The sequence below is a fragment of the Halalkalibacter oceani genome, assembly GCF_023715605.1.
Lineage (GTDB): Bacteria > Bacillota > Bacilli > Bacillales > Bacillaceae_D > Halalkalibacter > Halalkalibacter oceani.
In genome coordinates this window covers 68,454-94,180 of sequence record NZ_JAMBOL010000013.1, presented here as the reverse complement: position 1 = coordinate 94,180, position 25,727 = coordinate 68,454, and the positions used below count along the sequence as shown (strand labels likewise).

30 protein-coding genes and 1 riboswitch are annotated in these 25,727 nt (G+C 47.4%); of the genes, 23 read left to right on the top strand and 7 right to left on the bottom strand.

Features of this window, described 5'->3' with window-relative positions:
* The first annotated feature begins 49 nt into the window (after nucleotides 1–49).
* The 4 genes from fdhF to M3202_RS14440 are packed head-to-tail and all read left to right on the top strand — an operon-like array spanning nucleotide 50 to nucleotide 3,905.
* The gene (gene fdhF, locus M3202_RS14455) at nucleotides 50–3,040 is read left to right on the top strand and encodes a formate dehydrogenase subunit alpha (protein WP_251224036.1); all 2,991 of its coding nucleotides are present in this window, start codon (nucleotides 50–52) and stop codon (nucleotides 3,038–3,040) included.
* Nucleotides 3,015–3,503, top strand: a complete 489-nt coding sequence (locus M3202_RS14450; protein ID WP_251224035.1) for a helical membrane plugin domain-containing protein — start codon at nucleotides 3,015–3,017, stop codon at nucleotides 3,501–3,503. The genes fdhF and M3202_RS14450 overlap by 26 nt, the downstream gene beginning before the upstream one ends.
* A 15-nt stretch (nucleotides 3,504–3,518) precedes the next feature.
* Nucleotides 3,519–3,737: a heavy-metal-associated domain-containing protein gene (locus M3202_RS14445; RefSeq protein ID WP_251224034.1), complete on the top strand. Its 219-nt coding sequence runs from the start codon at nucleotides 3,519–3,521 to the stop codon at nucleotides 3,735–3,737.
* Between the two features lie 24 nt (nucleotides 3,738–3,761).
* Nucleotides 3,762–3,905, top strand: coding sequence for a hypothetical protein (locus tag M3202_RS14440; RefSeq protein WP_251224033.1), 144 nt, complete (start codon nucleotides 3,762–3,764; stop codon nucleotides 3,903–3,905).
* 99 nt (nucleotides 3,906–4,004) lie between these two features.
* Here M3202_RS14440 and yidD read toward each other — a convergent pair whose 3' ends face one another.
* Nucleotides 4,005–4,238 (bottom strand): membrane protein insertion efficiency factor YidD, encoded by a 234-nt coding sequence (yidD, locus tag M3202_RS14435; RefSeq protein WP_251224032.1) that lies wholly within the window; start codon nucleotides 4,236–4,238, stop codon nucleotides 4,005–4,007.
* Nucleotides 4,239–4,411: 173 nt separating this feature from the next.
* Here yidD and comGC point away from each other — a divergent pair, with 173 nt between their 5' ends.
* The 9 genes from comGC (at nucleotide 4,412) to M3202_RS14390 (ending at nucleotide 8,329) form a co-directional block, all read left to right on the top strand.
* A complete protein-coding gene (gene comGC, locus M3202_RS14430; protein ID WP_251224031.1) occupies nucleotides 4,412–4,726 on the top strand; it encodes a competence type IV pilus major pilin ComGC in 315 nt (104 codons plus the stop codon).
* Nucleotides 4,723–5,169, top strand: coding sequence for a competence type IV pilus minor pilin ComGD (gene comGD / locus M3202_RS14425; protein WP_251224030.1), 447 nt, complete (start codon nucleotides 4,723–4,725; stop codon nucleotides 5,167–5,169). The genes comGC and comGD overlap by 4 nt, the downstream gene beginning before the upstream one ends.
* A gap of 13 nt (nucleotides 5,170–5,182) precedes the next feature.
* Entirely contained in the window at nucleotides 5,183–5,464 is a 282-nt protein-coding gene (locus tag M3202_RS14420) for a hypothetical protein (RefSeq protein WP_251224029.1), read from the top strand.
* Entirely contained in the window at nucleotides 5,436–5,903 is a 468-nt protein-coding gene (gene comGF / locus M3202_RS14415) for a competence type IV pilus minor pilin ComGF (RefSeq protein WP_251224062.1), read from the top strand. Before M3202_RS14420 ends, comGF begins: the two co-directional genes overlap by 29 nt.
* Nucleotides 5,900–6,271, top strand: a complete 372-nt coding sequence (comGG, locus tag M3202_RS14410; RefSeq protein WP_251224028.1) for a competence type IV pilus minor pilin ComGG — start codon at nucleotides 5,900–5,902, stop codon at nucleotides 6,269–6,271. Before comGF ends, comGG begins: the two co-directional genes overlap by 4 nt.
* A gap of 33 nt (nucleotides 6,272–6,304) precedes the next feature.
* Entirely contained in the window at nucleotides 6,305–6,775 is a 471-nt protein-coding gene (locus tag M3202_RS14405) for a shikimate kinase (protein ID WP_251224061.1), read from the top strand.
* A 40-nt stretch (nucleotides 6,776–6,815) separates the two neighbouring features.
* Nucleotides 6,816–6,998, top strand: a complete 183-nt coding sequence (locus M3202_RS14400; RefSeq protein ID WP_432805977.1) for a YqzE family protein — start codon at nucleotides 6,816–6,818, stop codon at nucleotides 6,996–6,998.
* A gap of 231 nt (nucleotides 6,999–7,229) precedes the next feature.
* On the top strand, nucleotides 7,230–7,946 hold the full coding sequence (locus M3202_RS14395; protein WP_251224027.1) for a helix-turn-helix transcriptional regulator: 717 nt from the start codon (nucleotides 7,230–7,232) through the stop codon (nucleotides 7,944–7,946).
* A 137-nt stretch (nucleotides 7,947–8,083) separates the two neighbouring features.
* Complete coding sequence (locus M3202_RS14390) at nucleotides 8,084–8,329, top strand: DUF2626 domain-containing protein (protein ID WP_251195693.1); 246 nt, start codon at nucleotides 8,084–8,086, stop codon at nucleotides 8,327–8,329.
* 331 nt (nucleotides 8,330–8,660) lie between these two features.
* On the opposite strand, the gene M3202_RS14385 is transcribed toward M3202_RS14390, so the two are convergent.
* On the bottom strand, nucleotides 8,661–9,296 hold the full coding sequence (locus tag M3202_RS14385) for an MBL fold metallo-hydrolase (protein ID WP_251224026.1): 636 nt from the start codon (nucleotides 9,294–9,296) through the stop codon (nucleotides 8,661–8,663).
* 222 nt (nucleotides 9,297–9,518) lie between these two features.
* On the opposite strand from M3202_RS14385, the gene M3202_RS14380 reads away from it, so the two are divergent.
* Nucleotides 9,519–9,707, top strand: a complete 189-nt coding sequence (locus tag M3202_RS14380; protein WP_251224025.1) for a DUF2759 domain-containing protein — start codon at nucleotides 9,519–9,521, stop codon at nucleotides 9,705–9,707.
* Nucleotides 9,708–9,745: 38 nt separating this feature from the next.
* On the opposite strand, the gene M3202_RS14375 is transcribed toward M3202_RS14380, so the two are convergent.
* Nucleotides 9,746–10,558 carry a YqhG family protein gene (locus tag M3202_RS14375; RefSeq protein ID WP_251224024.1) on the bottom strand — a complete coding sequence of 271 codons (813 nt, stop codon included), beginning with the start codon at nucleotides 10,556–10,558 and terminating at the stop codon, nucleotides 9,746–9,748.
* Nucleotides 10,536–12,212, bottom strand: coding sequence for a DEAD/DEAH box helicase (locus M3202_RS14370; protein WP_251224023.1), 1,677 nt, complete (start codon nucleotides 12,210–12,212; stop codon nucleotides 10,536–10,538). The genes M3202_RS14375 and M3202_RS14370 overlap by 23 nt, the downstream gene beginning before the upstream one ends.
* 199 nt (nucleotides 12,213–12,411) lie before the next feature.
* Nucleotides 12,412–12,516: riboswitch (glycine riboswitch) on the top strand.
* Between the two features lie 182 nt (nucleotides 12,517–12,698).
* Here M3202_RS14370 and gcvT point away from each other — a divergent pair.
* From gcvT to gcvPB, 3 genes are read left to right on the top strand one after another with little or no spacing between them, the layout of a single operon-like run.
* Nucleotides 12,699–13,799, top strand: a complete 1,101-nt coding sequence (gene gcvT / locus M3202_RS14365; RefSeq protein WP_251224022.1) for a glycine cleavage system aminomethyltransferase GcvT — start codon at nucleotides 12,699–12,701, stop codon at nucleotides 13,797–13,799.
* A 59-nt stretch (nucleotides 13,800–13,858) separates the two neighbouring features.
* Entirely contained in the window at nucleotides 13,859–15,199 is a 1,341-nt protein-coding gene (gcvPA, locus tag M3202_RS14360; RefSeq protein WP_251224021.1) for an aminomethyl-transferring glycine dehydrogenase subunit GcvPA, read from the top strand.
* The gene (gene gcvPB, locus M3202_RS14355; protein ID WP_251224020.1) at nucleotides 15,199–16,665 is read left to right on the top strand and encodes an aminomethyl-transferring glycine dehydrogenase subunit GcvPB; all 1,467 of its coding nucleotides are present in this window, start codon (nucleotides 15,199–15,201) and stop codon (nucleotides 16,663–16,665) included. Before gcvPA ends, gcvPB begins: the two co-directional genes overlap by 1 nt.
* Before the next feature lie 75 nt (nucleotides 16,666–16,740).
* Here gcvPB and M3202_RS14350 read toward each other — a convergent pair whose 3' ends face one another.
* On the bottom strand, nucleotides 16,741–17,115 hold the full coding sequence (locus M3202_RS14350; RefSeq protein WP_251224019.1) for a rhodanese-like domain-containing protein: 375 nt from the start codon (nucleotides 17,113–17,115) through the stop codon (nucleotides 16,741–16,743).
* Between the two features lie 210 nt (nucleotides 17,116–17,325).
* Between M3202_RS14350 and M3202_RS14345 the strand changes: the two genes are divergently transcribed.
* Complete coding sequence (locus M3202_RS14345; protein WP_251224018.1) at nucleotides 17,326–18,159, top strand: lipoate--protein ligase family protein; 834 nt, start codon at nucleotides 17,326–17,328, stop codon at nucleotides 18,157–18,159.
* Nucleotides 18,160–18,355: 196 nt separating this feature from the next.
* Here the strand turns inward: M3202_RS14345 and dat are convergent, their stop codons facing one another.
* Complete coding sequence (gene dat / locus M3202_RS14340; protein WP_251224017.1) at nucleotides 18,356–19,195, bottom strand: D-amino-acid transaminase; 840 nt, start codon at nucleotides 19,193–19,195, stop codon at nucleotides 18,356–18,358.
* Nucleotides 19,196–19,596: 401 nt separating this feature from the next.
* On the opposite strand from dat, the gene M3202_RS14335 reads away from it, so the two are divergent.
* The 3 genes from M3202_RS14335 (at nucleotide 19,597) to M3202_RS14325 (ending at nucleotide 24,033) form a co-directional block, all read left to right on the top strand.
* Nucleotides 19,597–22,155, top strand: coding sequence for a vitamin B12-dependent ribonucleotide reductase (locus tag M3202_RS14335; RefSeq protein ID WP_251224016.1), 2,559 nt, complete (start codon nucleotides 19,597–19,599; stop codon nucleotides 22,153–22,155).
* Nucleotides 22,156–22,432: 277 nt separating this feature from the next.
* Nucleotides 22,433–22,855 (top strand): transcriptional regulator MntR, encoded by a 423-nt coding sequence (gene mntR / locus M3202_RS14330; RefSeq protein ID WP_251224015.1) that lies wholly within the window; start codon nucleotides 22,433–22,435, stop codon nucleotides 22,853–22,855.
* A 281-nt stretch (nucleotides 22,856–23,136) separates the two neighbouring features.
* A complete protein-coding gene (locus M3202_RS14325) occupies nucleotides 23,137–24,033 on the top strand; it encodes a patatin-like phospholipase family protein (RefSeq protein ID WP_251224014.1) in 897 nt (298 codons plus the stop codon).
* A 20-nt stretch (nucleotides 24,034–24,053) separates the two neighbouring features.
* On the opposite strand, the gene M3202_RS14320 is transcribed toward M3202_RS14325, so the two are convergent.
* Nucleotides 24,054–24,458, bottom strand: coding sequence for an SA1362 family protein (locus tag M3202_RS14320; protein WP_251224013.1), 405 nt, complete (start codon nucleotides 24,456–24,458; stop codon nucleotides 24,054–24,056).
* Between the two features lie 286 nt (nucleotides 24,459–24,744).
* Between M3202_RS14320 and M3202_RS14315 the strand changes: the two genes are divergently transcribed.
* Nucleotides 24,745–25,227, top strand: coding sequence for a YqhR family membrane protein (locus M3202_RS14315; RefSeq protein WP_251224012.1), 483 nt, complete (start codon nucleotides 24,745–24,747; stop codon nucleotides 25,225–25,227).
* 65 nt (nucleotides 25,228–25,292) lie between these two features.
* Nucleotides 25,293–25,727, top strand: coding sequence for a type II 3-dehydroquinate dehydratase (aroQ, locus tag M3202_RS14310; protein ID WP_251224011.1), 435 nt, complete (start codon nucleotides 25,293–25,295; stop codon nucleotides 25,725–25,727).

The window sequence follows — 25,727 nt, the reverse complement described above, 5'->3', positions numbered from 1 at the left end:
GGCTGGTCGGCAATTGCCAGCCTAGAAGAAATGAAGGGAAGGTGAGAAGATGTCTGCCAATACATTTCAAATCAAGATTAACGGGCAAGCGTACGAGGCGAAAGAAGGTCAATCCATTTTTGAAGTGGCGAAAGAGGGAAGTCTCTATATTCCGGGAATTTGCTCGTCTCAGCCCGATTTAGGAATCGGCGTTATTCAAACATGCGATACTTGTTTTGTCGAGGTCAATGGAGAGCTGAAGCGTTCCTGTTCAACGGAAGCCGCTCCGGATATGAAGGTTGAAACAACCTCGCCGTTCGCCAGAGAAGCCCAGCATGAAGCGATGTCAAGAATACTGGAGAATCATGAACTGTACTGCACGGTTTGTGACAATAACAATGGGAACTGTACCGTTCATAATACAGCTGAATATCTTGAAATTGAACATCAAAAATATGAGTTTACGCCAAAGCCTTACCCGCCGGATAACTCTCATCCCTTTTATCGGTATGAGCCTGATCAATGCATTTTATGTGGGTTGTGTGTCGAAGCCTGTCAAGATTTGCAGGTGAGTGAGGTGCTGTCGATTGATTGGAACAGAGAACGACCACGCGTCATTTGGGATGATGATGTGCCAATTGACGAGTCGTCCTGTGTTTCGTGCGGTCATTGCGTCACCGTATGCCCGTGTAACGCCTTAATGGAAAAATCGATGCTCGGAAAAGCGGGGTATATGACGGCGATTCCTAAAAACGTTCTTGAACCGATGATTGATTTGACAAAAGAAGTGGAGCCGAGCTACCGCGAGATTTTTACGATTTCAAATGTGGAAGCAACGATGAGAGAAGACAGGATTTCACGGACAAAAACAGTTTGCACCTATTGCGGCGTTGGCTGCAGCTTCGAGGTCTGGACAAAGGACCGTGAAATTTTAAAAATCCAGCCATCGCCTGAAGCGCCGGTAAACGGCATTTCGACCTGCATAAAGGGGAAATTCGGCTGGGATTTCGTCAACAGCAAGGAACGGTTAACGAAGCCGTTAATCCGCAAAGGAGAGAGGTTTGTTGAAGCGACATGGGAGGAAGCATTAACGCTGATCAGCTCAAAATTGACCGGGATAAAAGAGCAGTATGGTGCCGATGCGATGGGGTTTATTTCGTCCTCCAAGTGTACGAACGAGGAAAATTATCTTTTTCAAAAGCTGGCCCGTTCCGTCTATGGAACGAACAATGTCGATAACTGTTCGCGTTACTGTCAATCCCCGGCCACGGCAGGTTTAATGAGAACGGTCGGCTTGGGTGGCGATTCCGGAACGATGGAGGATATCGCTCAATCAGACTTGGTTTTTGTGATTGGCGCCAACCCGGCTGAATCACATCCTGTTCTGGCGACCCGGGTAAAACGGGCCCACAAACTGCATAATCAAACGTTAATTGTAGCTGATCTTAGAAAGCATGAGCTGGCTGAAATGGCAGATCTCTTTCTTCACCCGAAGCCATCCAGTGATATCGTCTGGTTAAATGCGGTGACGAAATATATCATTGAGCAAGGCTGGGCTGACGAAGATTTTATTCGGGCAAGAGTAAACGGCTTTGAGAAATTTGTGAAGTCGCTTGAAAAATTCACAATTGATTATGCTGTGGAACATACAGGGCTGACAAAAGAGCAGCTGATTGAACTGGCGACGACGATTTCCAAAGCAAAAAGCATGTGCATTTTATGGGCGATGGGGGTCACTCAGCATTTAGGCGGGACCGAGACAAGCACGGCGATTTCCAATCTGCTGCTTGTAACCGGAAATTATGGCAGACCGGGTACGGGCGCTTATCCGCTCAGGGGACATAACAATGTCCAGGGCGCCTGTGATTTCGGGACGATGCCGGCCTGGATGCCGGGCTATGAGCCGGTGGAGAGCGATGAAGTCCGGGCTCGTTATGAGAAAGCATGGGCGACCCCGCTTCCTAAAAAGCCGGGTTTGAACAACCATCAGATTGTCGAAACGATTCATTCCGGAAAAATAAAAGGGATGTATCTATTTGGTGAGGAAATGGGTCTCGTCGATTCAAATATTAATTACGTCCATGAAGCATTCGAGAAATTGGATTTCTTTGTTGTACAGGATATCTTCTTCTCGAAAACAGCCCAATTTGCCGATGTTGTCCTTCCGGCAGCGCCAAGCCTGGAAAAGGACGGCACGTTTACAAATACGGAAAGACGGATTCAGCGGCTTTATAAAGTGTTTGAGCCTCTTGGCGAAAGCAAGCCTGACTGGGAAATTTTTCAGGAAGTGGCCAACAGCTTGGGCGCTGACTGGTCATACAGTCATCCAAGTGAAATTATGGCCGAAGCCGCGAGTCTGGCTCCGCTTTTTGCCGGGGTCAGCTATGAACGGCTGGAAAATTGGCAAAGCCAGCTCTGGCCTGTGAAAAAAGACGGGACGAGCACCCCGCTGCTTTATGAGGATCAATTTCCTTTTGAAGATGGGAAAGCAAAGCTCTTTCCAGTTGAATGGCGCGAGCCGTACCACCCGGGTGAAGAATATGATTTGCATCTAAACAATGGACGGATGCTCGAGCATTTCCATGAAGGGAATTTGACCTACCAATCTGAGGGCATCACGCATAAAGTGCCTGAACCGTGGCTTGAAGTATCACCTGAACTGGCCGAGGAGCGCGGAATCGAGACCGGGGCGCTCGTCCGGCTCATTTCTCCATATGGAAAGGTTAAATTACGTGTATGGGTAACCGATCATGTGAAAGGAAAAGAGCTGTATTTGCCAATGAACACGAGGGAAGAATCAGAGGCCGTCAATCGCCTGACGAGCAGCTACCATGATTTCATTACCCATACGCCAAACTACAAAGAAATGAGCGTGCGGATGGAAGTCATTGAAAAGACCGGGGAGTCTCCTATTCCGAGACATAACCACCGCTTTGGCAACCGTCAGCCACAGCTTGGGGTAAATGTAGAGAAAAAGTGGAGCAGGGACGATTTCACCTCTATCCCTGACATGGTTGAAAGCGAGGGATTTGGCGATGGCCAGGAAAATCGAGCAAATTGATAAACGGGTGCCGGATCAAGTCGAAGTAAACGCCGAGGCACTAAAGATGCTGACGGAACGAATCGCTGAAAACGAACGCTCTATCACCGTTTTGATAGAGATAGTTGAGGAACTACATGAGGCCGGCATTCTTGATGCACTGAAAGGATTATTAAAAACGAGAGACAAGGTCGGCGCCCTGGCGATTCAGCAATTGAATCAGCCAGGGGCCCATCATATGATAAAAAATGGCATGAGCCTGCTCCAAACTGCCAGTCAAATTGAACCTGAACATTTGACAAGAATAATGAACGGCATGACAAAAGGGCTTCAAGCCATGGCAGAAAACAATAGCAATGAACCGCTCAGCATGTGGCAGATGATGAAAATGATGCGTGATCCGCACGTAAACGCCTCGCTTCAAACGATGCTTGGTTTTATGCAGGGAATGGGCCAAGAGCTAAATAAGAGAACCGTTCATTAGAAAGGAGCTTCCTCAATGATCACCGCGAAAATGATCGTGCAAAATATGAAAACCGAGCAGGACAAGCAGAAAGTCGATGCCGTGTTACACGACGTATGGGGCGTGAGACAAGTCGAAGCCGATCTGACAACAAAGGAAGTGCTAATTTCCTACAACGAAAACGCAGCATCCCTCCACGATTTTGAACAGGCGATAATCGACTGCGGCTATCAGCTCGCCCCTCAAGCAGAATAGCCGGAAAGGAGAGTGACAATAACGATGGCAAGAATTTGTGAAGTTTGCGGCCGGGTCGACAACAACAACCACGAAGACGACATCGATCACGACCTATTAGATGTATGCGCCTCCTGCACGAACGACCGGCAGCATCATAGTATGAGCATGGATGGGGAGGGGGAGTGATCGTTCATTATATTGCTTAAGAGCCGTCTTAAAAAGGAAATTCCCTCTTTGTTGAAATGGCTTCATGCTTAGTAAAAACTAATATTTTTATTGAATTGATTAAAAGTGTCGCCCCTCCTCACTCGGAGGCACTTCGTCAATTCCGCCGGGGTGGAAGGGGTGGCATTTGCAAATGCGTTTGATTGTGAGCCAGCCGCCTTTTAAGGCGCCGAAGCGTTGGATAGCTTCGATGCCGTAATGGGAGCAGGTCGGGTAAAATCGGCATGTTGGTGGTTTGAGCGGCGAGATTACTTTTTGATACATTTTAATGATAAGAAGCAGAAGCTTTTTCATTTTTTTCACCGACTTAAAAAAAATTTAAAAAGATAGCAGGAATTTGCGCTTTCTTGTCTAATTATAGCAACAATTCTGTTAGGAGAGGAGGGAAAGGCCTTGACACGGTAAAATTAACTGACATGTGCCCCCTGCATAGAGCCCTCAATCAAGATTGAAATGAGGTGATACGTATGCAAAGGAAACGGAAAGCTGAAGGCGGCTTCACGCTAATTGAAATGCTCGTTGTGTTGATGATTATCTCTGTATTGTTGTTAATCGCCATTCCTAATATGGCGAAAAACAATGAGGTCGCTGCTGATAAAGGATGTGAAGCGACGATTAAGCTGTTGCAGACACAGGTTCACGCATATGAAATTGAAACAGGAGATGAGCTTAATGAACTGAGTGATCTTGTCTCCGGTCGCTATGTCGAGAGCATTGAATGCCCCGACGGTTCGATCCCCGTGTTTAATGAAGGCATTGTGAGTGAGCCTTCATCCTCATGAAACAGACTCCGAATGGTTTTACTCTGATTGAAAATTTAGTTGTTCTCTCTATTTTGGCAACGCTGATTCTTCTCCCGCTTGTTAGGATTCCCCATGAAATGTCACCTGACTACCAGTCAGATTTTGCTGCGCAACAAATAAAGGCTGATTTGCTTCTTGCTCAGCAAGTGGCGATGTCTTCAGGCCGGCCCACCTCTGTAAGATTTGATAATACGAGGAAAGAATACCTCATTCGCTTTTCCTTTTATGATGTTTATTTATCGAAAGCTTATCCGCTGGATGAGATGAGATTTGAGCAAGGATCGCTTGGAACTCAGTCGATTGGTTTTTTGGCGAGCGGCCATCCGAGCCGTTCTGGTTCTTTTATTATACAGGCTGGTAATGAGCGCTATCACTTTACGATTTATTTAGGGAAAGGGATGATTTCCTATACGAAATTGTAATGGATTCACTTTAATGGAAGTAATGTTTGCCCTCAGCTTCCTCGTTGTCATCAGTGGTACATTCCTGCCATTGCTGGCGGTTGTTTATCAGGAAAGGCTTACTGTCGAAGAAGAGGTGAAAGCATTGGAAGCACTTGAAGCTGAAACCTATCACTATTTGACCGGGACGGCGGGTCAAAAGAGAGATCCGTCCATCAGGAGAGAGGATACGGGCGGCGGCCTGATAAAATTTTGTTCTCAATGGACAGGAGTTAATGGACGTGATTATGAAAAATGTCTTTACGCCGCACGATGAGAAAGGCTTCACCCTACTGGAAATGCTGCTTGTTTTGTCCCTGATTCTCCTCCTTCTTTCCCTTTTTCCCCTTATGATGAATGTCAATCTCAGCGCGAGCAAAGTTTTCCCCGGACAAGATCAGGAGGTGACGATGTTTTTTAACCACTTATCGAAGGACATCAGGGAAGCGACTGAGGTGGTAGGTGGCCGTAACCAATTGCTGATCGAAAAGGGAGGAAACGAGAGCCTTTTCATTGAATTAATGCCGTCGCAACAAATCAGGCGCCTGCGGAATGGGCTTGGGCATGTGTTGCTGCTGGAGCGGGTGCGTTCCTTTTCATGCCGGACAACCGGCCGACTCGTTCACTGCGAGGTCGAGCTGACAGCTGGCGTGAAAAAACAGAGGACGATGGCGATGCTGTATCCCTATGAACGAAGGGAGGCGGAAGGTGATTGAATGCTAAAGGATTTATTTACCCGTTAACGATCTTGCTCAGTCTGCTGTTTTGCGCTGTCTTATTCCAGCAAATCGCCGCCTATGCGACAGCGAAGCAGTTTGTTGAACAGCAGGAAAAGCATCTCGAATTGCAATCGCTGCTGCAAATCGGCATTGCCGAATTTCAAAAAGAACGGTCTGAACCGGTGGAAGGTGAGATTTACACCTTTTCATATCCGTCCGGGACCGTTACACTTGAAGTTAGAGAGAAGGCTGAAGACTTTAGCACAATCAGCGTATTGGCAAGGCTGAAGTCGGGAGAGCAGCGCCAGGCCAGTTTTCAATACAGGTGGCCGGACGCTGTAGTTGAAGGGTATCAGGAGGTCTAAAGGGTGAAGCAGCATTATTATCTTACTGGGTTTATGGGGTCCGGAAAAACAACAATTGGACAAGCTCTGGCAAAGGAGCTGTCTTTTAACGTCATTGACACAGATCAATGGATTGAAGAGCAGGAGAAGCAGAGGATCAGTGAGCTGTTTCAAACAAAGGGAGAACCCTATTTCCGAAAACAAGAAACGAAAGCATTGGAAACAATTGCAGGGCAGCGGCTCATTATTACAACAGGGGGCGGCATTGTCATAAAAGAAGAAAACAGACAGTTAATGAAGGAAAAAGGAAACATTATTTATTTGAAGTGCGATATTGAAGAAATTTTGCGACGTTTGCAAGATGATGAAACAAGGCCGCTTTTGCAAGGGAAGGATAAGGCTAAAATCGAACAGTTATTTCTTGCAAGAAAGGCTTTTTATGAAGACGCCGATATAATTATCGACACGACAGGAAGAACGGTCAACGACATTATAAATGAGCTGAAAATGCTAATAGTTCAGTGAGATTTTGTCCATACTACTAGTAGTATGGACAGGAGTGATCATGATGTCGTTCAATGACTATGTCAAATTTGTAACGCAGCAGGTTGTCATGAAAATGGAGGAACCGAAAACAGAGAAGGAAGACCGGAAAGCAGAGAGGATGCCGTTTCCAGTCCGGGCTTTTGGAATGATTCCGCTTGGATTGTCGATTTTTTGGCGGAAAAGAGTGAAAAAAAGACAGTAAAGGAGGAGGGGAGGTATCCGCTATCTCTTGCTAAGAAGTTGCTTCGGCAGGCGCGATAATCCCTCCTTTTTTTGTGCTTTCACGTCATTGGTCAGTGCCTTTGCAGGTGCTTCTCCCATGCCTCCAGACGAAAAGACACGCGCTTTGAAGGGGGCCGGTGGAGAAATTTCATTTATTTGCCTTGCCAACTGTACTATAATGTAGGTAGATGGTCAGTTGGGGAGTGAAAAAATGGACCAAAATACATTGAAAATCACCAATGTACTGTCTGATCCTACTCGTTTTTCGATTTATCAATTTATCTCTAAGCAACGTGGAGATGTAACGGTACAGGAAATCGCTGATCAGTTCAGTATTCATCCAAATGTCGCGCGGCTTCACCTTACGAAACTTGAAGATGTACAAATGATTGATTCGACAACGAAGAAGACTGGGAAAGGGGGACGCCCCAGTCGTTTTTACCGGCTTTCCGGCGAAGTGATTCAGCTCCAATTTCCGTTTCGCGATTATCAGCGTCTGGCGAATATCGCGTTGCAGTCTTTGGCTGATTTTGGCGAAGCCGGGCTTGAAGCGCTTGAAAAAATCGGCTTCAAATATGGCAGAGAAAGCGCAGAGGCTTATGTTCAGCAATTTCAAGTCGATCATCAGAAGCTGAGCCGGGCGGAAAAAGTAAAGATTATTGAACAAATTGCCGTCAATCAGGGACTCGATCCTGAAGTTCGATATGATGAAAAACGGAATGAGATTCATCTTAGCATTTACAATTGTACATTTAAAGAATTGATGTCCGAGCACTCTTTATCTTTATGCTCGATGCATCATCAGCTGTTTAATGGTATTTTTTCATTCTTTTTTGGGGAGCATACGGTTAAGGAAAACAGCAAGATGACAGATCCGGAAGCCCAGGCGTGCCTGTACTCTGTCATTGCGCTTGCCGATGAATCGTGACACAGTTTTGCCACGGTTCTGGCATTTACAAGTGAAGGAACAGTCGTATATAATAAAAGCTGTACTAATCATTTGCTATCCTAAGCCGTTACTTCCACTGGAAGACAGTAGCTTTTGCAAGAAGGAGGGGAACTCAAATGGATCGTATGTTTCGCGTTTTAGCGTTTTGGACAGGGATCTTTGCTGTCTTGTTCTTTGCCGGGGATATGTTTAATATGTCATTGCTTTTCTTTGCTCAAACAGGAGCGTTATTGGCACTGAGTTATTTAAACTTGTCTGAGCGTGTCTATGTCTATATTTTCGGCGCCTATTTGACGATTTTCTTTGTAGGCTTCACTTACTACTCAACATTCTTGTTAGTACCAAGCTTCGGCGGACATTAAAATAAGGTACATAAGCACATAAAAGAGACTGACATCTGTCAGTCTCTTTTATGTGGCGCGACTTGCAAAAGGCTTTTTTTCCCTTTTGAGAAGGCCCTTCTTATTAGTTGGTTATTACTATTGACATAGTGATAAACTCTTTATAAAATAAAAGACATTGATAGCTCTTTAACATTGATTGGGAGTCCCCCTCCCCCTCATTGTTCATGCATCAATAAGATTTACTCCCCTTGAGGTCTCCAGCTAGTGGAGACCTTTTTTTGCGAGAAGGAAGAGCTTGAGACAAAACGAAATCACGTCCCTTGCCACAAGCCTGCTTCCCTGTTGTTCTTTAGAAGCCGGAGAGAAAAGGGTTGCTGTCCATTTCCTGTCCGATTGTTGTCGTCGAACCATGCCCGCACGCAACAACGGTATTTTCCGGAAGCTCCAGCAGCTTGTCATGAATGCTTTGCAGCAGTTGGGAGTGATTTCCGCCCGGTAAGTCGGTGCGGCCGATGCTGCCGGCAAACAAGGCATCTCCGGAATAGACAATTTCCGCTTCCTCCTGATAGTAGGAGACACTGCCAGGGGAGTGGCCCGGTGTTTCAAGAATTGAGAATTGAAATGGTCCAATTGTTAACTGTTCTTCTTTATCGATCAGTTTTTCGGCGGCCTTTGCTACAATCGGTTCATTTCCCGTAAAGCGGGCAGAGCCGTTTTTGGCCGGGTCCAGAAGCCAGTCCTTTTCAGCGATGTGAAGATAAACAGGACAAGCGAATGTTTCCCTGACGGCGTCGACGGCGCCAATATGATCAAAATGGGCATGGGTCAGTAAAATCGCCAATGGAGTTAATTCCTGATTTTGTAGCCACTTTACAAGCTCATCTCCTTGTGAGCCGGGGTCGATGACAACAGCTTCCTTTTTTTCATTTTCAATAATATAGGCATTCGTTTGCAGGGGACCGAGTGGAATTTGTGTCCATTTCATTAAAAAACCTCCAAGCAAAATAAGATAGCCTAATGATACAACACGAAATCGTTCTCGACAAACGTTAAAAAAGAGAGTAAAATGAAACCAAAATGCCCAACCTATAGAGTGAGAAGAAATGTACCAGCATTGTCAAAATGATAAGCTGCCATGATCCTCAATTTTGTTTATAATAAGACTGTTAAGCTGGGTGCAGAAATTACATAAGGAGGCGAAGTCAAGATGTTCTTATCCATTACACTATTACTTGTCGCGATCTTGAGTGCGATTGGAATCGCGCGTGAGCTTCGTAGAAAGAACTTTTTTGCTGTTGGGTTTGCAGCGATTTCGTTCGTTGTCTTTGGAGCCTTTTCAATTGCTACAATTGTATCCATTCTAACGACTGGTGGAGGCGCACCAACAGGACATTAATTTGAAAGAGGGTGTTCCCGAATATGGGACACCCTCTTTTATTTGTTGGAATGCGCCTCGAACACCTGCTGCTGCAAATAAAACATTCCCCCATTGATGATCGAAACATGAATTTGCGGTTCATATTGCTCGATTAATGCCTGTTTTTCCACCTCGTAGCTTTCCGGTTTTTCCGTCTGGCCTTCATAAAAACTTTCAAGCAGCGCCAAGTCATTTTCCATCCGTGCGATTGCTTCCTTGGCCCATGAGTCATCTTCATTTTCGGCGTAAGTCCGCACCATTTTCTGCATTCGAATCAAGCCGCTTTGGACTTTAATCAGCGGAGTTAAAGTAAAGCAAAAATCCGGTATTTTCGGTGTCAAGTTTTTCTGTGAGACACGATCAAAAAAGTTCTGGACAATTTGCCCGTGAATCAGATTCAGACCGAGGGAAAGCAGGACGTCTTTCTTGCGGTCACACTGAAAGGATACTTTGGCATTGAGGCAGAGCCATGGATGGAGGGGAAGCGATGACTGCCCTGTAGCCTGAACCTGTTCGTAAAGCCGGATAAAGCCGCCGAGGTCACGCGTTGAATGAAACAGCTGGCGAAGCCGCGGCGAACCGAAATGGATTTGCTCTCCCTTGATTCCTTCGGGCGCCGCATGCTGATCGGTAATAAACGTCACTTGCATCGGCTGCGGGACTCCGCCTGTTTTTTCAAGGTAATGCCAGTAAAAAGGCCGGTTCATTAGAAGCTTGTCCAGTTCAATCGAAAGCTGGACGGTCAGATGGCCGGAACCGTTCTCAAGGATCGGACTGTCATTTGCCGAAAAGTACCGCTGCAAAAAATTATGAACCTGAGCCTGTTGCATCGATGTTCTCCTCCTTATCGCGCGCTTCACTTGCCGCTTCGTTCATGATTGCTGCCAAATGATCAAATTTGATCCGCATCTCTCCCTCCGATTCGGATTCGAGCAAAATTTCCTGTACATGCTCTTCGATGCCTGAAAACTCAAGATTGGTCAAAATGTCATCAAGCTCGCCGACGACCGCTTCGAATAAGTGGATTTTCTCATATAATAACGTCAAAATATGCTGCTCGACCGTATCTTCGACAGCGAAATTGTAAATATGAACATCGTTTTTCTGACCGAGGCGGTGAATCCGTCCGATCCGCTGCTCAATCCGCATCGGATTCCAGGGCAGGTCATAATTGATAATATGGCTGCAAAATTGCAGGTTAATCCCTTCACCGCCTGCTTCCGTGGCGATCAGCACCTGGGCGTGATTGCTGAAGAGCTCGCGCATCCAATCCTTTTTCCCACGTTTAAACCCGCCGCGAAACGGAACGGAGGAAATACCATTCTGCTTCAGGAACCATTGTAAATAAAGCTGAGTGGCGCGGTATTCCGTGAAAATGATTACTTTGTCGTTAATGTTTTGAATCAGCTCAAGTGCTTTTTCAGCTTTGGCATGTCCGGTTACATGCTGAATATTGGCGAGCAGTGCTTCGGCCCGGGGCGCGGTTCGTCCTTCTTTATGAGCACGTTCGACGATGTTTTTCAATGTCATAAACGCCGCTTCCCTGCTGCTGCACAGCTCCCGTTTCAAGGTGAGCAGCGCAAAGTGGTTCGAGTCATCCCCGAGCTGTTCGATCTCTTCGTAAAAGGCGCGCTCGCTTTCGCTGAACGTGATCGGCACGGTTTCAACGATGCGCTTCGTCCAGGTAATTCCTGTTTCAGCCCGCCGGTTGCGCACCATCACTTTATTGATCAGCTCCTTTAATTTTTCCTGGTTTTTCGGGGAGCGCTTGGAGGAACGGTATTCCTTTTCGAATGACTGAATATCACCTAAATGACCAGGCTTCAATAAAGAGACGAGATTAAAGATTTCCTCGAGCTTATTTTGCACGGGCGTTGCGGTTAACAGCAGGCAAAACTTCTTTTTTAACAGCCGGATGAATTCATAGTTTTTTGTTTTGGGATTTTTGAGCTTATGCGCTTCGTCAATAATGACGAGATCATAGGGCTGCGCCAGCACGAGATCGCGGTGAGGCTGACGCTTGGCTGTATCGATTGAGGCGACGACAACGTCACACTGCTCCCATACATATGTTTTTTTTTGCGGAATCGCCGGAATGTGGAACTTTGTGTTTAATTCAATCGCCCATTGCGAGACGAGGGAAGCAGGGACAAGAATAAGCACCTTTTTGACGAGGCCGCGAATCATGTATTCTTTTAAAATCAAGCCGGCTTCAATCGTTTTCCCGAGACCGACCTCATCGGCGAGGATCGCTTTGCCGTTCATCTGCTCGATAACGGTGTTGGCGACCTCGATTTGATGGGGAAAAGGACTAAGCTTCGGTAAGTATTTAGGCGCAAGTAGGCCATGAAAATCAGGAATGGCCTGATGGATTTCCGCCTCGTAAGCTAAGGTGAAAAGCTCCCAATTCGACCACGGGCCATCCTGATGTAATCGTTCAAGAAATTCATTATTCCAAGTTTGATCAAAATGGATATTGACCATTGCTGATCCTCCTTCCTTTTGAATAAAATCCGAATGTAACAGCATCATGCTAAATAAATATATGAATTTTAGAAATATGTTATTGCATAAGGGAACGGATCTTGATAGGATATTACTATAAATTCCGAACAAAGTTGTTTATCTTGATTCCTGCTTCTTAGTATGTACCAATTGCAGGAAATCATTCTATCATTGGCGGATGAGAATAAGGGGAGAGACTGCGGATGGATGGCAGCGCCGAAGGAGCAAGCGCCAGCATAGCTGGATGTGTGAATCTCTCAGGCAAAAAGACTCTTATTTGACGCAGCTCTGGAGAGTGCTCAATTGAGCCACCTACGAAGACACTTTATTTGCGGATAAAGGAAACTTTCTGGTTAAAGGACAGAGTTATACACGTTTATTTTCGTGTATAACTCTGTCCTTTTTTTGTACCTGTCGTATAAGAAAAGCCGCTGCGCGGTTTTCGACATTTAAGGAGGGTGAAACATGACAAAGGGAAAACGAACACCGTTATTTACGCAATATGAAAAAAGCGGGGCAAAGACGATTGATTTTGGCGGCTGGGAGCTGCCGGTGCATTTTTCGAGTATAAAAGAGGAGCACGAAGCCGTTAGAAACCGCGCTGGTTTATTCGACGTCTCGCATATGGGCGAGGTCGAAGTGAAAGGCGAGCAGGCGTTGTCCTATTTGCAACATCTCGTCACAAATGATGTCGCAAAGCTGAAGGACGGCCAGGCGCAGTATACGGCGATGTGCTATGAGGACGGTGGGACCGTCGATGATTTGCTGATCTACCGCAAAGCAGAGGATGATTTTTTGCTTGTCATTAATGCGGCGAACATCGAGAAGGATGTTGAATGGATGCGGCGTCATAAGCGTGAAGGTGTGACGATTACCAATGTTTCGGAGGAAATGGCCCAGCTCGCGCTCCAGGGACCGCTTGCGGAGCGGATTTTACAGCGTCTTGCAAAGGATGATCTTTCGGCGATTCGCTTTTTCCACTTTGCCGACGGGCTTGATGTCGCCGGTGTAAAGGCACTCGTTTCGCGCACAGGTTACACGGGCGAGGACGGCTTTGAGCTGTATTGCGCTGCCGGCGATGCGGCTGCTCTTTGGGAGAACATTCTCGAAGCCGGAAAGGATGACGGCTTAGTACCATGTGGCCTTGGGGCACGCGATACGCTGCGCTTTGAAGCGCGCCTGCCATTGTACGGCCAGGAGCTGAGTGAGCAGATCAGCCCGCTTGAAGCCGGAATCGGCTTTGCGGTAAAGCTGAAGAAAGAAGCTGATTTTATCGGCAAGGCGGCGCTGACTAAGCAGAAGGAAGAAGGACTGCGGCGAAAGCTTGTCGGTCTTGAAATGCTTGAAAAAGGCATTCCTCGTACTGGATACGAAGTGTTTGCCGCTGACAAGCAGATCGGCTTTGTCACAACAGGAACCCAGTCACCGAGCCTGCAAAAAAACATTGGTCTGGCGCTGCTTGATCATGCTTACACCGAGCTTGGTACGGAAGTGACCGTTCAAATTAGAAAAAAACGTCTGAAAGCGCAAGTGATCTCAACGCCGTTTTATAAGAAAAAGGACTAACCGGCGCCGGAAATGAATTCAGCCGATATGTTGATTACAAAGTATGAGGAGGAACAAGGATGAACCACCGTTATTTGCCGATGACAGCCGCTGATGAGCAAGCGATGCTTGAAACGATTGGCGTTCAGTCGATTGAAGAACTATTTTCAGATATTCCCGCTTCGATTCGTTTTAAAGGAAAGCTGAACGTGAAGGAAGCATTAAAGGAACCGGAGCTTTTGCACTATTTTGACAAGCTGGCACAAAAAAATGTCTCATTGAAGCAGTATCCATCATTTTTAGGGGCCGGCGTCTATCAGCATTACATCCCGTCGATTGTCGATCACGTCATCTCCCGGTCAGAGTTTTACACGGCATATACCCCGTATCAGCCGGAGATTTCGCAGGGAGAGCTGCAAGCGATCTTTGAATTTCAAACGATGATTTGTGAGCTGACAGGGATGGACCTTGCCAATTCGTCGATGTACGATGGTCCGACGGCGCTGGCGGAAGCGGCGATGCTCAGCGCCGGTCATACGAAAAAGAAAACGATTCTCGTCTCAAAAACGGTTCATCCAGAAGCGAGGGCGGTGCTGCAAACGAACGCGACCGGCCAGCGCTTGAATGTTATCGAAATAGAGGCGAAGAACGGCGTGACCGACCTTGAGCAGCTAAAGGAAGCGTACGGGGATGACACGGCATGTGTCGTCGTTCAGCATCCGAATTTCTTCGGCGCGCTCGAGCCGCTTGCCGAGCTTGAAGCGATCACTCACCAGCAGAAAGCTCTTCTTGTCGTCTCAAGCAACCCGCTTTCGTTAGGAATCCTCGCTCCGCCGGGGCAATTCGGCGCTGATATTGTCGTCGGCGATGCCCAGCCGTTCGGAATTGCGCCGCAGTTTGGCGGTCCGCACTGCGGCTTCTTCGCCACGACGAAGCAGCTGATGCGGAAGGTGCCGGGGCGGCTCGTCGGTCAGACGCAGGATGAGCATGGCCAGCGCGGCTTTGTGCTGACGCTGCAGGCGCGCGAGCAGCATATCCGGCGGGAAAAGGCGACGTCGAATATTTGCTCCAATCAGGCATTAAATGCCCTTGCGGCGTCTGTCGCGATGGCGGCGCTCGGGAAAAAAGGTGTTCGTGAAATGGCTTATCAAAATGTGCAAAAGGCAGCCTACGCGCGAGCGCAGCTTAAAAAGCATGGCGTGAAGCTTGCTTTTGCCCAGCCGAGCTTCAATGAATTTGTCATCGAAGTGAACACTCCTGTGAAAGAAGTGAATGAAAAGCTGTTTGAAAAAGGAATCATCGGCGGCTATGATCTTGCTCAGAATTATCCGGAATTAGCCGGTCATATGCTGGTTGCTGTTACAGAAGTGCGGACAAAAGCGGAAATTGAAGCATTTGCACAAGAAATGGGGGCATTATAATGAAGCGAAAGGATCAGCCATTACTTTTTGAAAGAAGCAAGCCTGGACGAATCGGTCACAGTCTGCCTGATCTTGATGTACCGGAACAGCCGCTTGCGGACTTGCTGCCAAGGGACTATCTTCGCACGGAAGAACCGGAGCTGCCGGAAGTGTCTGAGCTGGAAATCATGCGGCATTACACCGCCTTATCGAAGCGAAATCACGGTGTTGACTCGGGCTTTTATCCGCTTGGGTCATGTACGATGAAATATAATCCGAAGGTCAATGAGGATGTCGCCCGGATCGAGGGACTGGCTCACGTTCATCCGTATCAGCCGGCACATCAAGTTCAGGGCTCACTTGAGCTGTTGTTTGAACTGCAAACCGCACTTGAGGAAATTACCGGCATGGATCAGGTCACGCTTCAGCCGGCTGCCGGTGCTCATGGAGAGTGGACCGGGCTGATGATGATTCGTGCTTTTCACGAGGCGAACGGTGATTTTGAACGGACGAAGGTCATTGTACCTGACTCGGCTCACGGGACGAATCCGGCTTCGGCGACGGTCGCCGGCTTTGAATCTGTCACTGTCCGGACGGACGAGAACGGTCTCGTCGACCTGGAGCATTTGCGGGAAGTGACAGGCGCCGATACGGCAGCTTTAATGCTGACCAATCCGAATACGCTTGGGCTGTTTGAAACCTATATTGAAGAAATGGCGGCGATCATTCATGGCGCCGGTGGAAAGCTTTATTATGACGGGGCGAATTCTAACGCGATTCTCGGGATTACCCGTCCGGGAGACATGGGCTTTGACGTCGTTCATTTAAACCTTCATAAAACGTTCACAGGTCCGCACGGCGGCGGCGGTCCGGGCTCTGGTCCAGTCGGCGTCAAAAAGGATTTGATCCCGTTTTTGCCGAAGCCGCTGATCGTAAAACGCGGTGATGCGTTCGCGCTTGATTATGACCGGCCGCAATCGATTGGCCGGGTGAAGCCGTACTATGGCAATTACGGCATTAACGTCCGCGCCTACACCTACATCCGGACGATGGGGCCGGAGGGTCTGCGGAAGGTGTCTGAATATGCCGTCTTAAATGCCAACTATATGATGCGACGGTTAGAACCGTATTATGACCTTCCTTATCCGCAGCATTGTAAGCATGAATTTGTCCTGTCAGGAAAGCGCCAGAAAAAGCTGGGCGTCAGAACGTTGGATATTGCGAAGCGGCTGCTTGACTTTGGCTATCATCCACCAACGATTTATTTCCCGCTTAATGTGGAAGAGTGCATGATGATTGAGCCAACGGAAACGGAAGCGAAGGAAACGCTTGACGAATTTATTGAGGCCATGATCCAAATCGCCAACGAAACAGAAGAAAGTCCTGAGATTGTCCAGGAGGCTCCGCATGAAACGGTCATCTCCCGCCTCGATGAAACGACAGCGGCGCGAAAGCCGATCCTACGCTATGAAGCGGCGGCCAAGTAAAACGAAGTGAAACGGAAATGAACAAGAAAAGGAGATGCTCAAAAGGCTGAAAAAAGACCTTCTGAGACATCTCCTTTATTTTTTCTTGATTTTGCCTGTCCATTTTTTGAAGCCGCCTTTAAGCTGATAAAGGTCCTCCACGCCGCGCTTCTTTTTCAGAATCTGGGCGGCCTGCTGGCTTCTTGCTCCTGATTGGCAGTATAAATAAACAGGCTGGTCGGTGCGGACTTCATTCATCCGCTGTTTGAGCTGGGACATCGGGATATTTCTTGCTCCGAGTATATGACCGCCCTCATATTCCCGTGGTTCGCGGACATCAATTAATTGGGCTTTGCGGTACCCTTTAATGAATTCTTCCTGCGAAAGGGTCTTTAAATATTTGGGTTTGACAAAACGCCGGAAAAGAAGAGCGGCCAAAAACCCTAAAAGAATCAACCATAAAATTTCCAATTTCTCTCTACACCCCTTTACTTGTTTTCCATGTTGCCAGAAAAAAGCGGCTTAACCATCAGCTTTCTCTCGGTCGGTTTTTCCTTTGTTCATTATAATGGGGATAAGCTATTTCTGCAATCAATTGTATAGAGGCAAGCTGCTTGGCGATGACGGCAGTCTTTGTTAAAATGATGAAGTTGACATTCAGATGGAAAGAAGCGATGCAAAATGAAGGAAATATGGCGTTTTATTGACTCGGGCGCATGTTCACCGGCGTACAATATGGCTTTGGACGAAGCATTGCTGACATGGCATAGCGAAGGTCGGATTCCGCCGACGATCCGCTTTTACGGCTGGGATCCGGCGACGTTATCGATCGGCTATTTTCAGAAGGTGGAAAAGGAAATCCATTTAGATAAAGTTCGCGAGTACGGACTCGGCTTTGTCCGCAGACCGACAGGAGGCCGCGCTGTACTCCACGATCAGGAGCTTACATACAGTGTGATCGTCTCAGAAGAGCACCCGGATATGCCGGCGACGGTCACAGAAGCGTACCGAGTTATTTCACAAGGGATATTGGAAGGCTTTACCGATGTCGGGCTTGAGGCCTATTTTTCCATTCCGCGGACGGAAGAGGAACTGAGCTCATTGAAAAACCCGCGCTCGGCGGTTTGCTTTGATGCGCCGTCATGGTATGAGCTCGTTGTGGAAGGACGGAAAGTGGCAGGCAGCGCGCAAACGAGGCAGAAAGGTGTCATTTTGCAGCACGGCTCGATCATTTTAGATATTGATGAGGATAAACTGTTTGATCTTTTCAAATATCCGAGCGAGCGGGTCCGGGAAAGAATGCAGCGGAACTTCCGCAATAAAGCGGTGGCGATTAATGCGCTGCGCAGTGAGCCGTTGACGATGGAAGAAGCGAAGCAGGCTTTTCGTAAGGGCTTTGAGAAAGGATTAAATATTACGCTTGAACCTTATACCTTATCGAAGGAAGAGGATGAGGAAGTCAGACAAATCGCGCGGAACCGCTATGAACAGGATGAATGGAACTTCAGAAAGTGAAAGAGGCTGGGACTAAAGGTTGTTTTTTTACCTTTTGCCCAGTCTCTAAGCAATGAGCGGAACCGCCACGATCTTTTAAAGCCCGTTGTGAGTGGGTTTCTCACAACGGGCTTGTGGCGTGTGAAGCCATTGCCAGTAGGCCCAAAGCTAGTTTTGTCTCAAGCTCCTTCTTCTAAGGCTTTTGGCGCATTTCTTACTATTTTTGCGGCAGGAGCTGGCGGAATTTCTCCTGCAGGTCTTTTGTTACGGGTCCTGGTACATAGGACGTGCTCAGCTGGCCTTTGATTTGGCTGATCGCGGCGATTTCCATTGTTGTACTTGTTAAAAATGCCTCGTCGGCATGCTCAAGCACGTCAACCGGAAACGGTTCCTCAACAACTTCATAACCATTTTGTTTGGCAAGATCGATCACGACCTGGCGCGTGATGCCGTTTAAGATCAGGTTGGTCGCCGGGTGGGTATAGAGAACCTTGTCCTTCACGAGAAAGAGATTAGAGGAAGAGCCTTCGGTGATAAAACCGTCACGCTGCATGATCGCTTCCTGGCATTGCTGATCAGCGGCCTCCTTTTTGGCGATAATATTCCCAAGGAGGTTGATCGTTTTTATATCACAGCGAAGCCAGCGAATATCGTCCGTAAGCCAGACATGGACCGCTGCGCTTGGAGCAGCCGCTTTTTTTGGCAACGGCTGGGTAAAGGCGGTAAGAACCGGCTTGCAATTTTTGGTATAAAGATGATTTCGTGGTTCTATGCCCCGGGTCACCTGTAAGTAAACAAGGCCATTAACGAGCTCGTTGGCCGCGATTAGTTTATCGAGCAGGTCAATCAGTTCCTGTCCGGAATAGGGCAGTGTCATATCAATTTTCGCGCTGCTTTCTTCCAGACGGTTAAGATGTGCTTCCTTGGCAAAGGGCACGCCTTCATACACGCGGATCACTTCATAAATCCCGTCACCGAAGTAATAGCCGCGGTCATCAATATGAAGATGTGCCGTTTCTTTCCGTACTAAATCAGCATTTTGCAGAATGTAAGTCATGTTTATTCCCCCATCTAAATCTGGATAACAACATATGAACATTAGAAAAAAATTTTGTCAATGCTTTTGCTGAAATTGGGCAATGAAGCTAACGACAGCCAGTTCGAAACCATCTTCATTCTGGCAAGAGACAAAATGGTTCAATTTAGCTCGAAAATATCGGTTTTTTTTTCGGAAACTCATTTTTGCTGCTCTTTTTATCCCTTTTCTCAGTTGACATTTTTCGCTTGGATTAAAATGATTACTATATATAGTGTGATTCATAAAAAAGGGAGTACAATATATTGAATAAGGGTAGAGATATGTGGTAAGCTTACCCATGATATAAAAAACAACAAGAAAAGACGCAATGAAATACTTAACAGGTAATGAATAGCGAATGAAAGAGGAGGAGAGGCGAAATGGCGATGACGATGTCGAACGCAATGCGTGTTAATGTTGCACGTTTAAATGAAGATATCGCCCAATTTGCGCAGGTGCATCCGATCACAGAGGATATGCATATTACAAAAAAAGGTGTGTCGAGATTGGTAATGCTCGATCGGTATACCTTTAAAGATACCGAGAAAAAGACACTCAAGGAAGGGGACTTCGTCGTATTGACGGTGAAGGCAGATCCTAAATTTCCGGCGAGAGGCTATGGCTTTGTGATTGAATTGGATCGCGCGCAAAATCAGGCAAAGGTTTTGGTCGATGAAGATTTCCGCGGCTCGCTTGAGGGCGAGGAAGCAGAAAGTGGGATCGTCGTTCGTTCTCTCGATACGATTGAGAAGCCGCTTGAGCTGTATTACGAACAAATTGCCAAGCGGAATGCAACAGGTTTGGCGTCGGTTGAAACGACTCCGGAAAAGCGCCAGGAAGCATTTGAGCAATTTTATGAGCAGCTTGTGGCGATGAACTTTATTCCGGCGGGAAGAGTGCTCTACGGGGCGGGGGCGGAAACGGATGTAACGTATTTTAACTGCTACGTGATGCCTTTCGTTCAAGATTCGCGTGAAGGGATTTCGGAACACCGCAAGCAGGTAATGGAAATTATGAGCCGCGGCGGCGGTGTCGGCACGAATGGCTCGACGCTTCGTCCACGCAATACGCTGGCAAGAGGAGTAAACGGGAAATCGTCAGGATCGGTTTCCTGGCTTGATGATATCGCCAAGCTGACGCATCTTGTCGAACAGGGTGGATCAAGACGCGGGGCGCAAATGATCATGCTCGCTGACTGGCATCCGGATGTGCTGGAGTTCATTATTTCCAAGATGCAAAATCCGCGGATTTTACGCTTTCTCCTTGAACAGACAGCCGATGATCAAATCAAAAAGCTCGTAAAGGACAAGCTTGCTTTTACTCCGCTGACGCCGGTTGAAGAATCGATGTATCAGGGGATTGTCAATTATAAAACGATTGAGGGCCAGGGCGGCTTTGATCCGAAGGTGATTAAGGATGCCGAAGAAAAGCTGCACATTGGCGGCCATTATTCGGTCAACAATCCGGAGTTTCTGACCGGGGCGAATATTTCCGTCTGCTTGACGAAGGAATTTATGGAAGCTGTTGAGAAGGACGAGGAATATCAGCTTCGCTTCCCGGATGTTGAAAATTACGATGAGGCGGAGATGCGCGCCTATAATGAACTGTGGCATACGATCGGCGATGTCCGTGAATGGGAAGCGCGCGGCTATGCCGTTCGTACGTACCGGACGATTCGCGCGAAAGAATTATGGAACTTGATTAATATTTGTGCGACATACAGCGCGGAGCCGGGAATTTTCTTTATCGACAATGCAAATGACAAAACGAATGCGAAAGCGTACGGACAAAGCGTTGTTGCGACGAACCCTTGCGGCGAGCAGCCGCTTGCGCCTTACTCTGTTTGTAATCTCGCTGCGATCAACCTTGCCGAAATGGCCGATAAGAAGGCGAAGCGGATTGATTTTGCGAAATTGAAGCGCACTGTTGAAGTCGGCGTGCGGATGCAGGACAATGTCATTGACGCGACACCTTACTTCCTTGAGGAGAACACGAAACAGGCGAAAGGAGAGCGTCGCGTCGGACTTGGCGTGATGGGGCTGCATGACCTGCTGATCTATTGTGAAACGGTCTATGGCTCAGAGGAAGGAAACAAGCTTGTCGATCAAGTATTTGAAACAATTGCAACAACCGCTTACCGGACAAGCATTGAGCTGGCGAAAGAAAAAGGCAGCTTCCCGTTCCTGGTAGGCAAGACGGAAGAAGAAACACAACAGCTGCGTCATGCTTTTATCAATACAGGCTACATGAAGGAAATGCCTGAGGATATTCGTCAGGGCGTGTTGGAGCACGGCATCCGCAATTCCCACCTCCTAACGGTTGCCCCGACAGGAAGTACGGGGACGATGGTTGGCGTCTCTACCGGGCTGGAGCCATATTTCTCCTTCTCCTATTTCCGCAGCGGCCGTCTCGGGAAATTCATCGAGGTGAAAGCGGAAATTGTCGAAGAGTATTTGAAGGCGAATCCGGATGCTGATCCGAATCATTTGCCAGAATGGTTCATCTCGACGATGGAACTGTCTCCGGAAGCTCATGCCGATGTTCAATGCATTATTCAGCGCTGGGTAGACAGCTCTTTATCGAAGACGGTCAACGCGCCAAGAGGCTATACGGTGGAACAGGTTCAGGCTGTTTATGAGCGTCTGTACCGCGGTGGCGCCAAAGGCGGAACGGTTTATGTTGATGGCAGCCGTGACGCGCAAGTGCTTTCCTTAAAAGCGGAGGATAACCGTTTTGATGAAGAGGAAGAAACGCCGGCTCCTGCGAAGGAGCAAAAGGTTGTTCTTGTTAATACGGTCGCTGATCTAAGATCAACGAATGTGACGATCGGTTCAGAGGTCGGCAATACATGCCCGGTCTGCCGTGAAGGTACGGTTGAAGACTTAGGCGGCTGCAATACGTGTACAAGCTGCGGCGCTCAGCTGAAGTGTGGACTATAAACGTAACATCAGGCCCGGGAAAAGGCTGGTTTTCACCTTTTCCCGGGCTTTTGTTTTGCAAGGTTTACAACATAGCCAGGGGCCAGGCTTCGTACATTGCTTCTAAGCAGGGCTAGCCGGCAAGGCAAGCGACAATCGTTAACGCAAAGATGGAATCGTTTTACATGAATTTCCACGGCGACATTGTCCTGCTCCTATAGTTTGTAGTAAAATAAAAATGCTTATGTATGAAGAAAACGCACGAGTACGATGAATGGCTGCAAAATGGAGGAGACTTATGCCAACACCTAGTATGGAAGATTATTTAGAACGCATTTATATTTTAATAGAGGAGAAGGGCTATGCCCGTGTCTCCGATATCGCCGAGGCATTAGAAGTCCATCCTTCATCGGTTACGAAAATGGTTCAGAAGCTTGATAAAAGTGATTATTTAATATATGAGCGGTACAGAGGCCTGATCCTGACAGCAAAAGGGAAGAAGGTCGGGAAAAGATTAGTCTACCGCCATGAGCTTCTTGAGGATTTCTTACGTTTGATCGGAGTGGATAACACTCATATTTACCGGGACGTCGAAGGGATTGAACATCATCTGAGCTGGGATGCGATTGACCGGATCGGCGATCTTGTCCAATACTTTCAGGAAAGTGAAGGACGGGTCAAGCAGCTGCGTGAAATTCAAAAAAGAAATGAAGACCATTAAAATATGAGCTTGGGACAAAACTAGCTTTAGACCTACTTGTAATGGCTTCACACGCAAGAGTAATGGCTCCGCACGTTGCGCCCCTTACTTCGACAAACCCGCTCGCAGCAAGGCTTTCAAAATCAGGCAACGGTTCCGCTCATTACTTGGAGGCTGGGCAAAAGGTAAAAAAACCTTTTGTCCAGCCTCTTACATCATGAACAGTACATAACAACTTAGCAAAAAACATAGGCTTGGTTCCCTTCTCCTCTCACATAGGATGGAGAAGGGGGTGTGTACACATGAAGGTTGATGGAGTGTTTGCGGGAGGTGGCGTGAAAGCATTTGCCTTTGTCGGCGCGCTGCAGGTGATGGAGGAAAAGGGGTATGCCTTTGAACGTCTGGCCGGAACGAGTGCCGGCTCGATTATTGCTGCGCTGATAAAGGCCGGCTATCAGAGCGGAGAGCTTTACACCCTACTAGATGAACTCGATGTCGAATCGTTGAAAGATGAGCGGATGTCTTATTTGCCGTTCCCGATGATGAAATGGATTCATCTCTATTTCAAATTGGGCTTATACAGAGGGGATCGCCTTGAAGCCTGGATGAAACAGCTGCTGGATGCAAAAGGAATCAGAACTTTTGCTGATTTGCCGCATGGCTCGCTTCGCATCATTGCTTCGGATTTATCAAGGGGAAGGCTGCTTGTGCTGCCCGATGACCTAAAGGAATACGGCGTCATTCCGGAGAAGTTTCCCGTGGCGCGGGCTGTCCGGATGAGCTGCAGCATCCCGTTTTTCTTTGAACCTGTGAAAATGTATAATCGGACGGATGGCGGCAAAGGTTCTTATATTGTCGATGGCGGCGTGTTGAGCAATTTTCCGATGTGGCTGTTTATGGACGGGAAAAAAAGAAAAGGGAAACGGCCGGTGATCGGCTTTCAGCTGACCCCCGAATTGAAGGAAATGCCGACGAATGATATTAAAAACGCGATTTCGATGTACCGCGCGCTTTTTGAAACGATGAGCTCGGCCCATGACACACGGTACATTGTCGCTGATCATGCGAAAAATATCGTCTTTATCCCGATTCTGGATGTGAAGGCGACGGATTTTGAGCTGTCCGAGGAGCAGAAGGAACAGCTCATTACTCTTGGAAGAACAGAGACGGAGGACTTTATTAGAAAATGGTGTTATTAAACGCAAAAAACCGGGAGCGATTAAAATAAAGCCCGGTTCTTTTTTTTATTTTTCTTGCCCTCAATCACCGTTAAATGAGGGTTGGCTGTTCTATGTTTTGCAAGCCGTGCAGGCTTGGATTTAGATGCTCGTAATGTTTTGCCTCGTGCGAGAAAGGATGGGGGTGCGGACTCTGCTTTCTTCGAGCTTGTTCGCTTCGCTTTACGGAGCTGGGCCCGCGTCGGTCCAGTTCGAGAGGGAAACAGGCTGGTGCCGTAGCGTCGCGCCATCACCCAGCGGATCACGAGAAAAAGCAGTCCGGCAAACCCGGCAATGACAAGCAAATTAACAAGAAAACCGGCAGCATTAAAGATCAGTTGATACCCAAGCCCGATTAGAGCAAACAGAAAAACGACCGGAATGATATATTTCATAAATGAACGCATGTGCCCACCTCCGTAGAAAATAGATGCGTTACCACCTGTTTTAGAGCATGCTTCTTCTTAGTAAATTCCCATTTTTCATGTGGTTTAAACAGAGAATCCTTTCATTATAATATATATGCTTTATGATGAAAAGGGAATCACATTCGTGGAGTTTGTATAGTATTTCGCTAAAATAGGGAAAAAATCCTTTTTACAAGCTGTGACAACTTTTTGAGAAACAGACTGTTCATAGAAGGCTATGGAAATCCTGTCAGGCGGACATACTAAACCCGTGGAGGTGAGATGATTGGGAAAACAGCATCTGGAACAGAATGAGCAGGAAATGCAAATGTCATTTCCGGCCAAAGTGGCGCTGATCGGGATATTTGGCGGGATCATTTGGTCGCTTTTAGGCTATTTTGCCTTCTTTTTTCATTTCATTCGTGTCGGGCCGGCTCTGGCCTTGATGCCGTTTGCGTTAGGCGACTGGAAAGACACCTATATCGGCCAGTTTGTCGGAGTGGCGGTCATCGCTGTCTTATCAATCGGAGTGGCGTTTACTTACAAGCTTCTTTTGCAAAAACAGCATAAGATGTGGGTTGGTGTCGTCTTTGGTCTCGTTCTTTGGGGCCTCGTGTTCTATGTTCTTAATCCTATCTTTCCGGGACTTAAACCGATCGGGCAATTGGATTCAAATACGTTGATTACGTCGCTTTGTTTGTATGTGCTTTACGGCGTGTTTATCGGCTATTCGATTTCATATGAATATGAGCAGCAGCGTCGAAACTAATTCAATCAGCGGTTTAGTTTGTGCTACAATGAAAGCGTACAAATGATGGAAAGAGGGGAAACGATTTGAAGCATTTCTATGTGATTAATGGGCCTAACTTAAACCGTTTAGGAAAAAGAGAACCGACTGTATACGGGAAGGAAACGCTTGAAGATCTGGAAGCGTATGTTTCGACGAAGGCTGAGGCATTAGGGTGTAAGGTGACATGTTTTCAATCGAATATCGAAGGCGAGATTGTCAACTGGATTCACCAGGCGGAAGATGAGCAGGCTGCTGGGATTCTGCTTAACCCGGCAGCCTTTACGCATTATAGCTACGCCATTCGCGAAGCAATTTCCAGCGTTGCGGTTCCCGTGATTGAAATTCACCTTTCTAATGTGCACGCCCGTGAACCGTTTCGCCATCAATCTGTGACGGCGGCTGTCACGAAGGGGCAAATTGTCGGATTTGGCTTTAGAGGCTACGAGCTTGCCTTACGTGCTTTACTTGAAGAGGAGTGA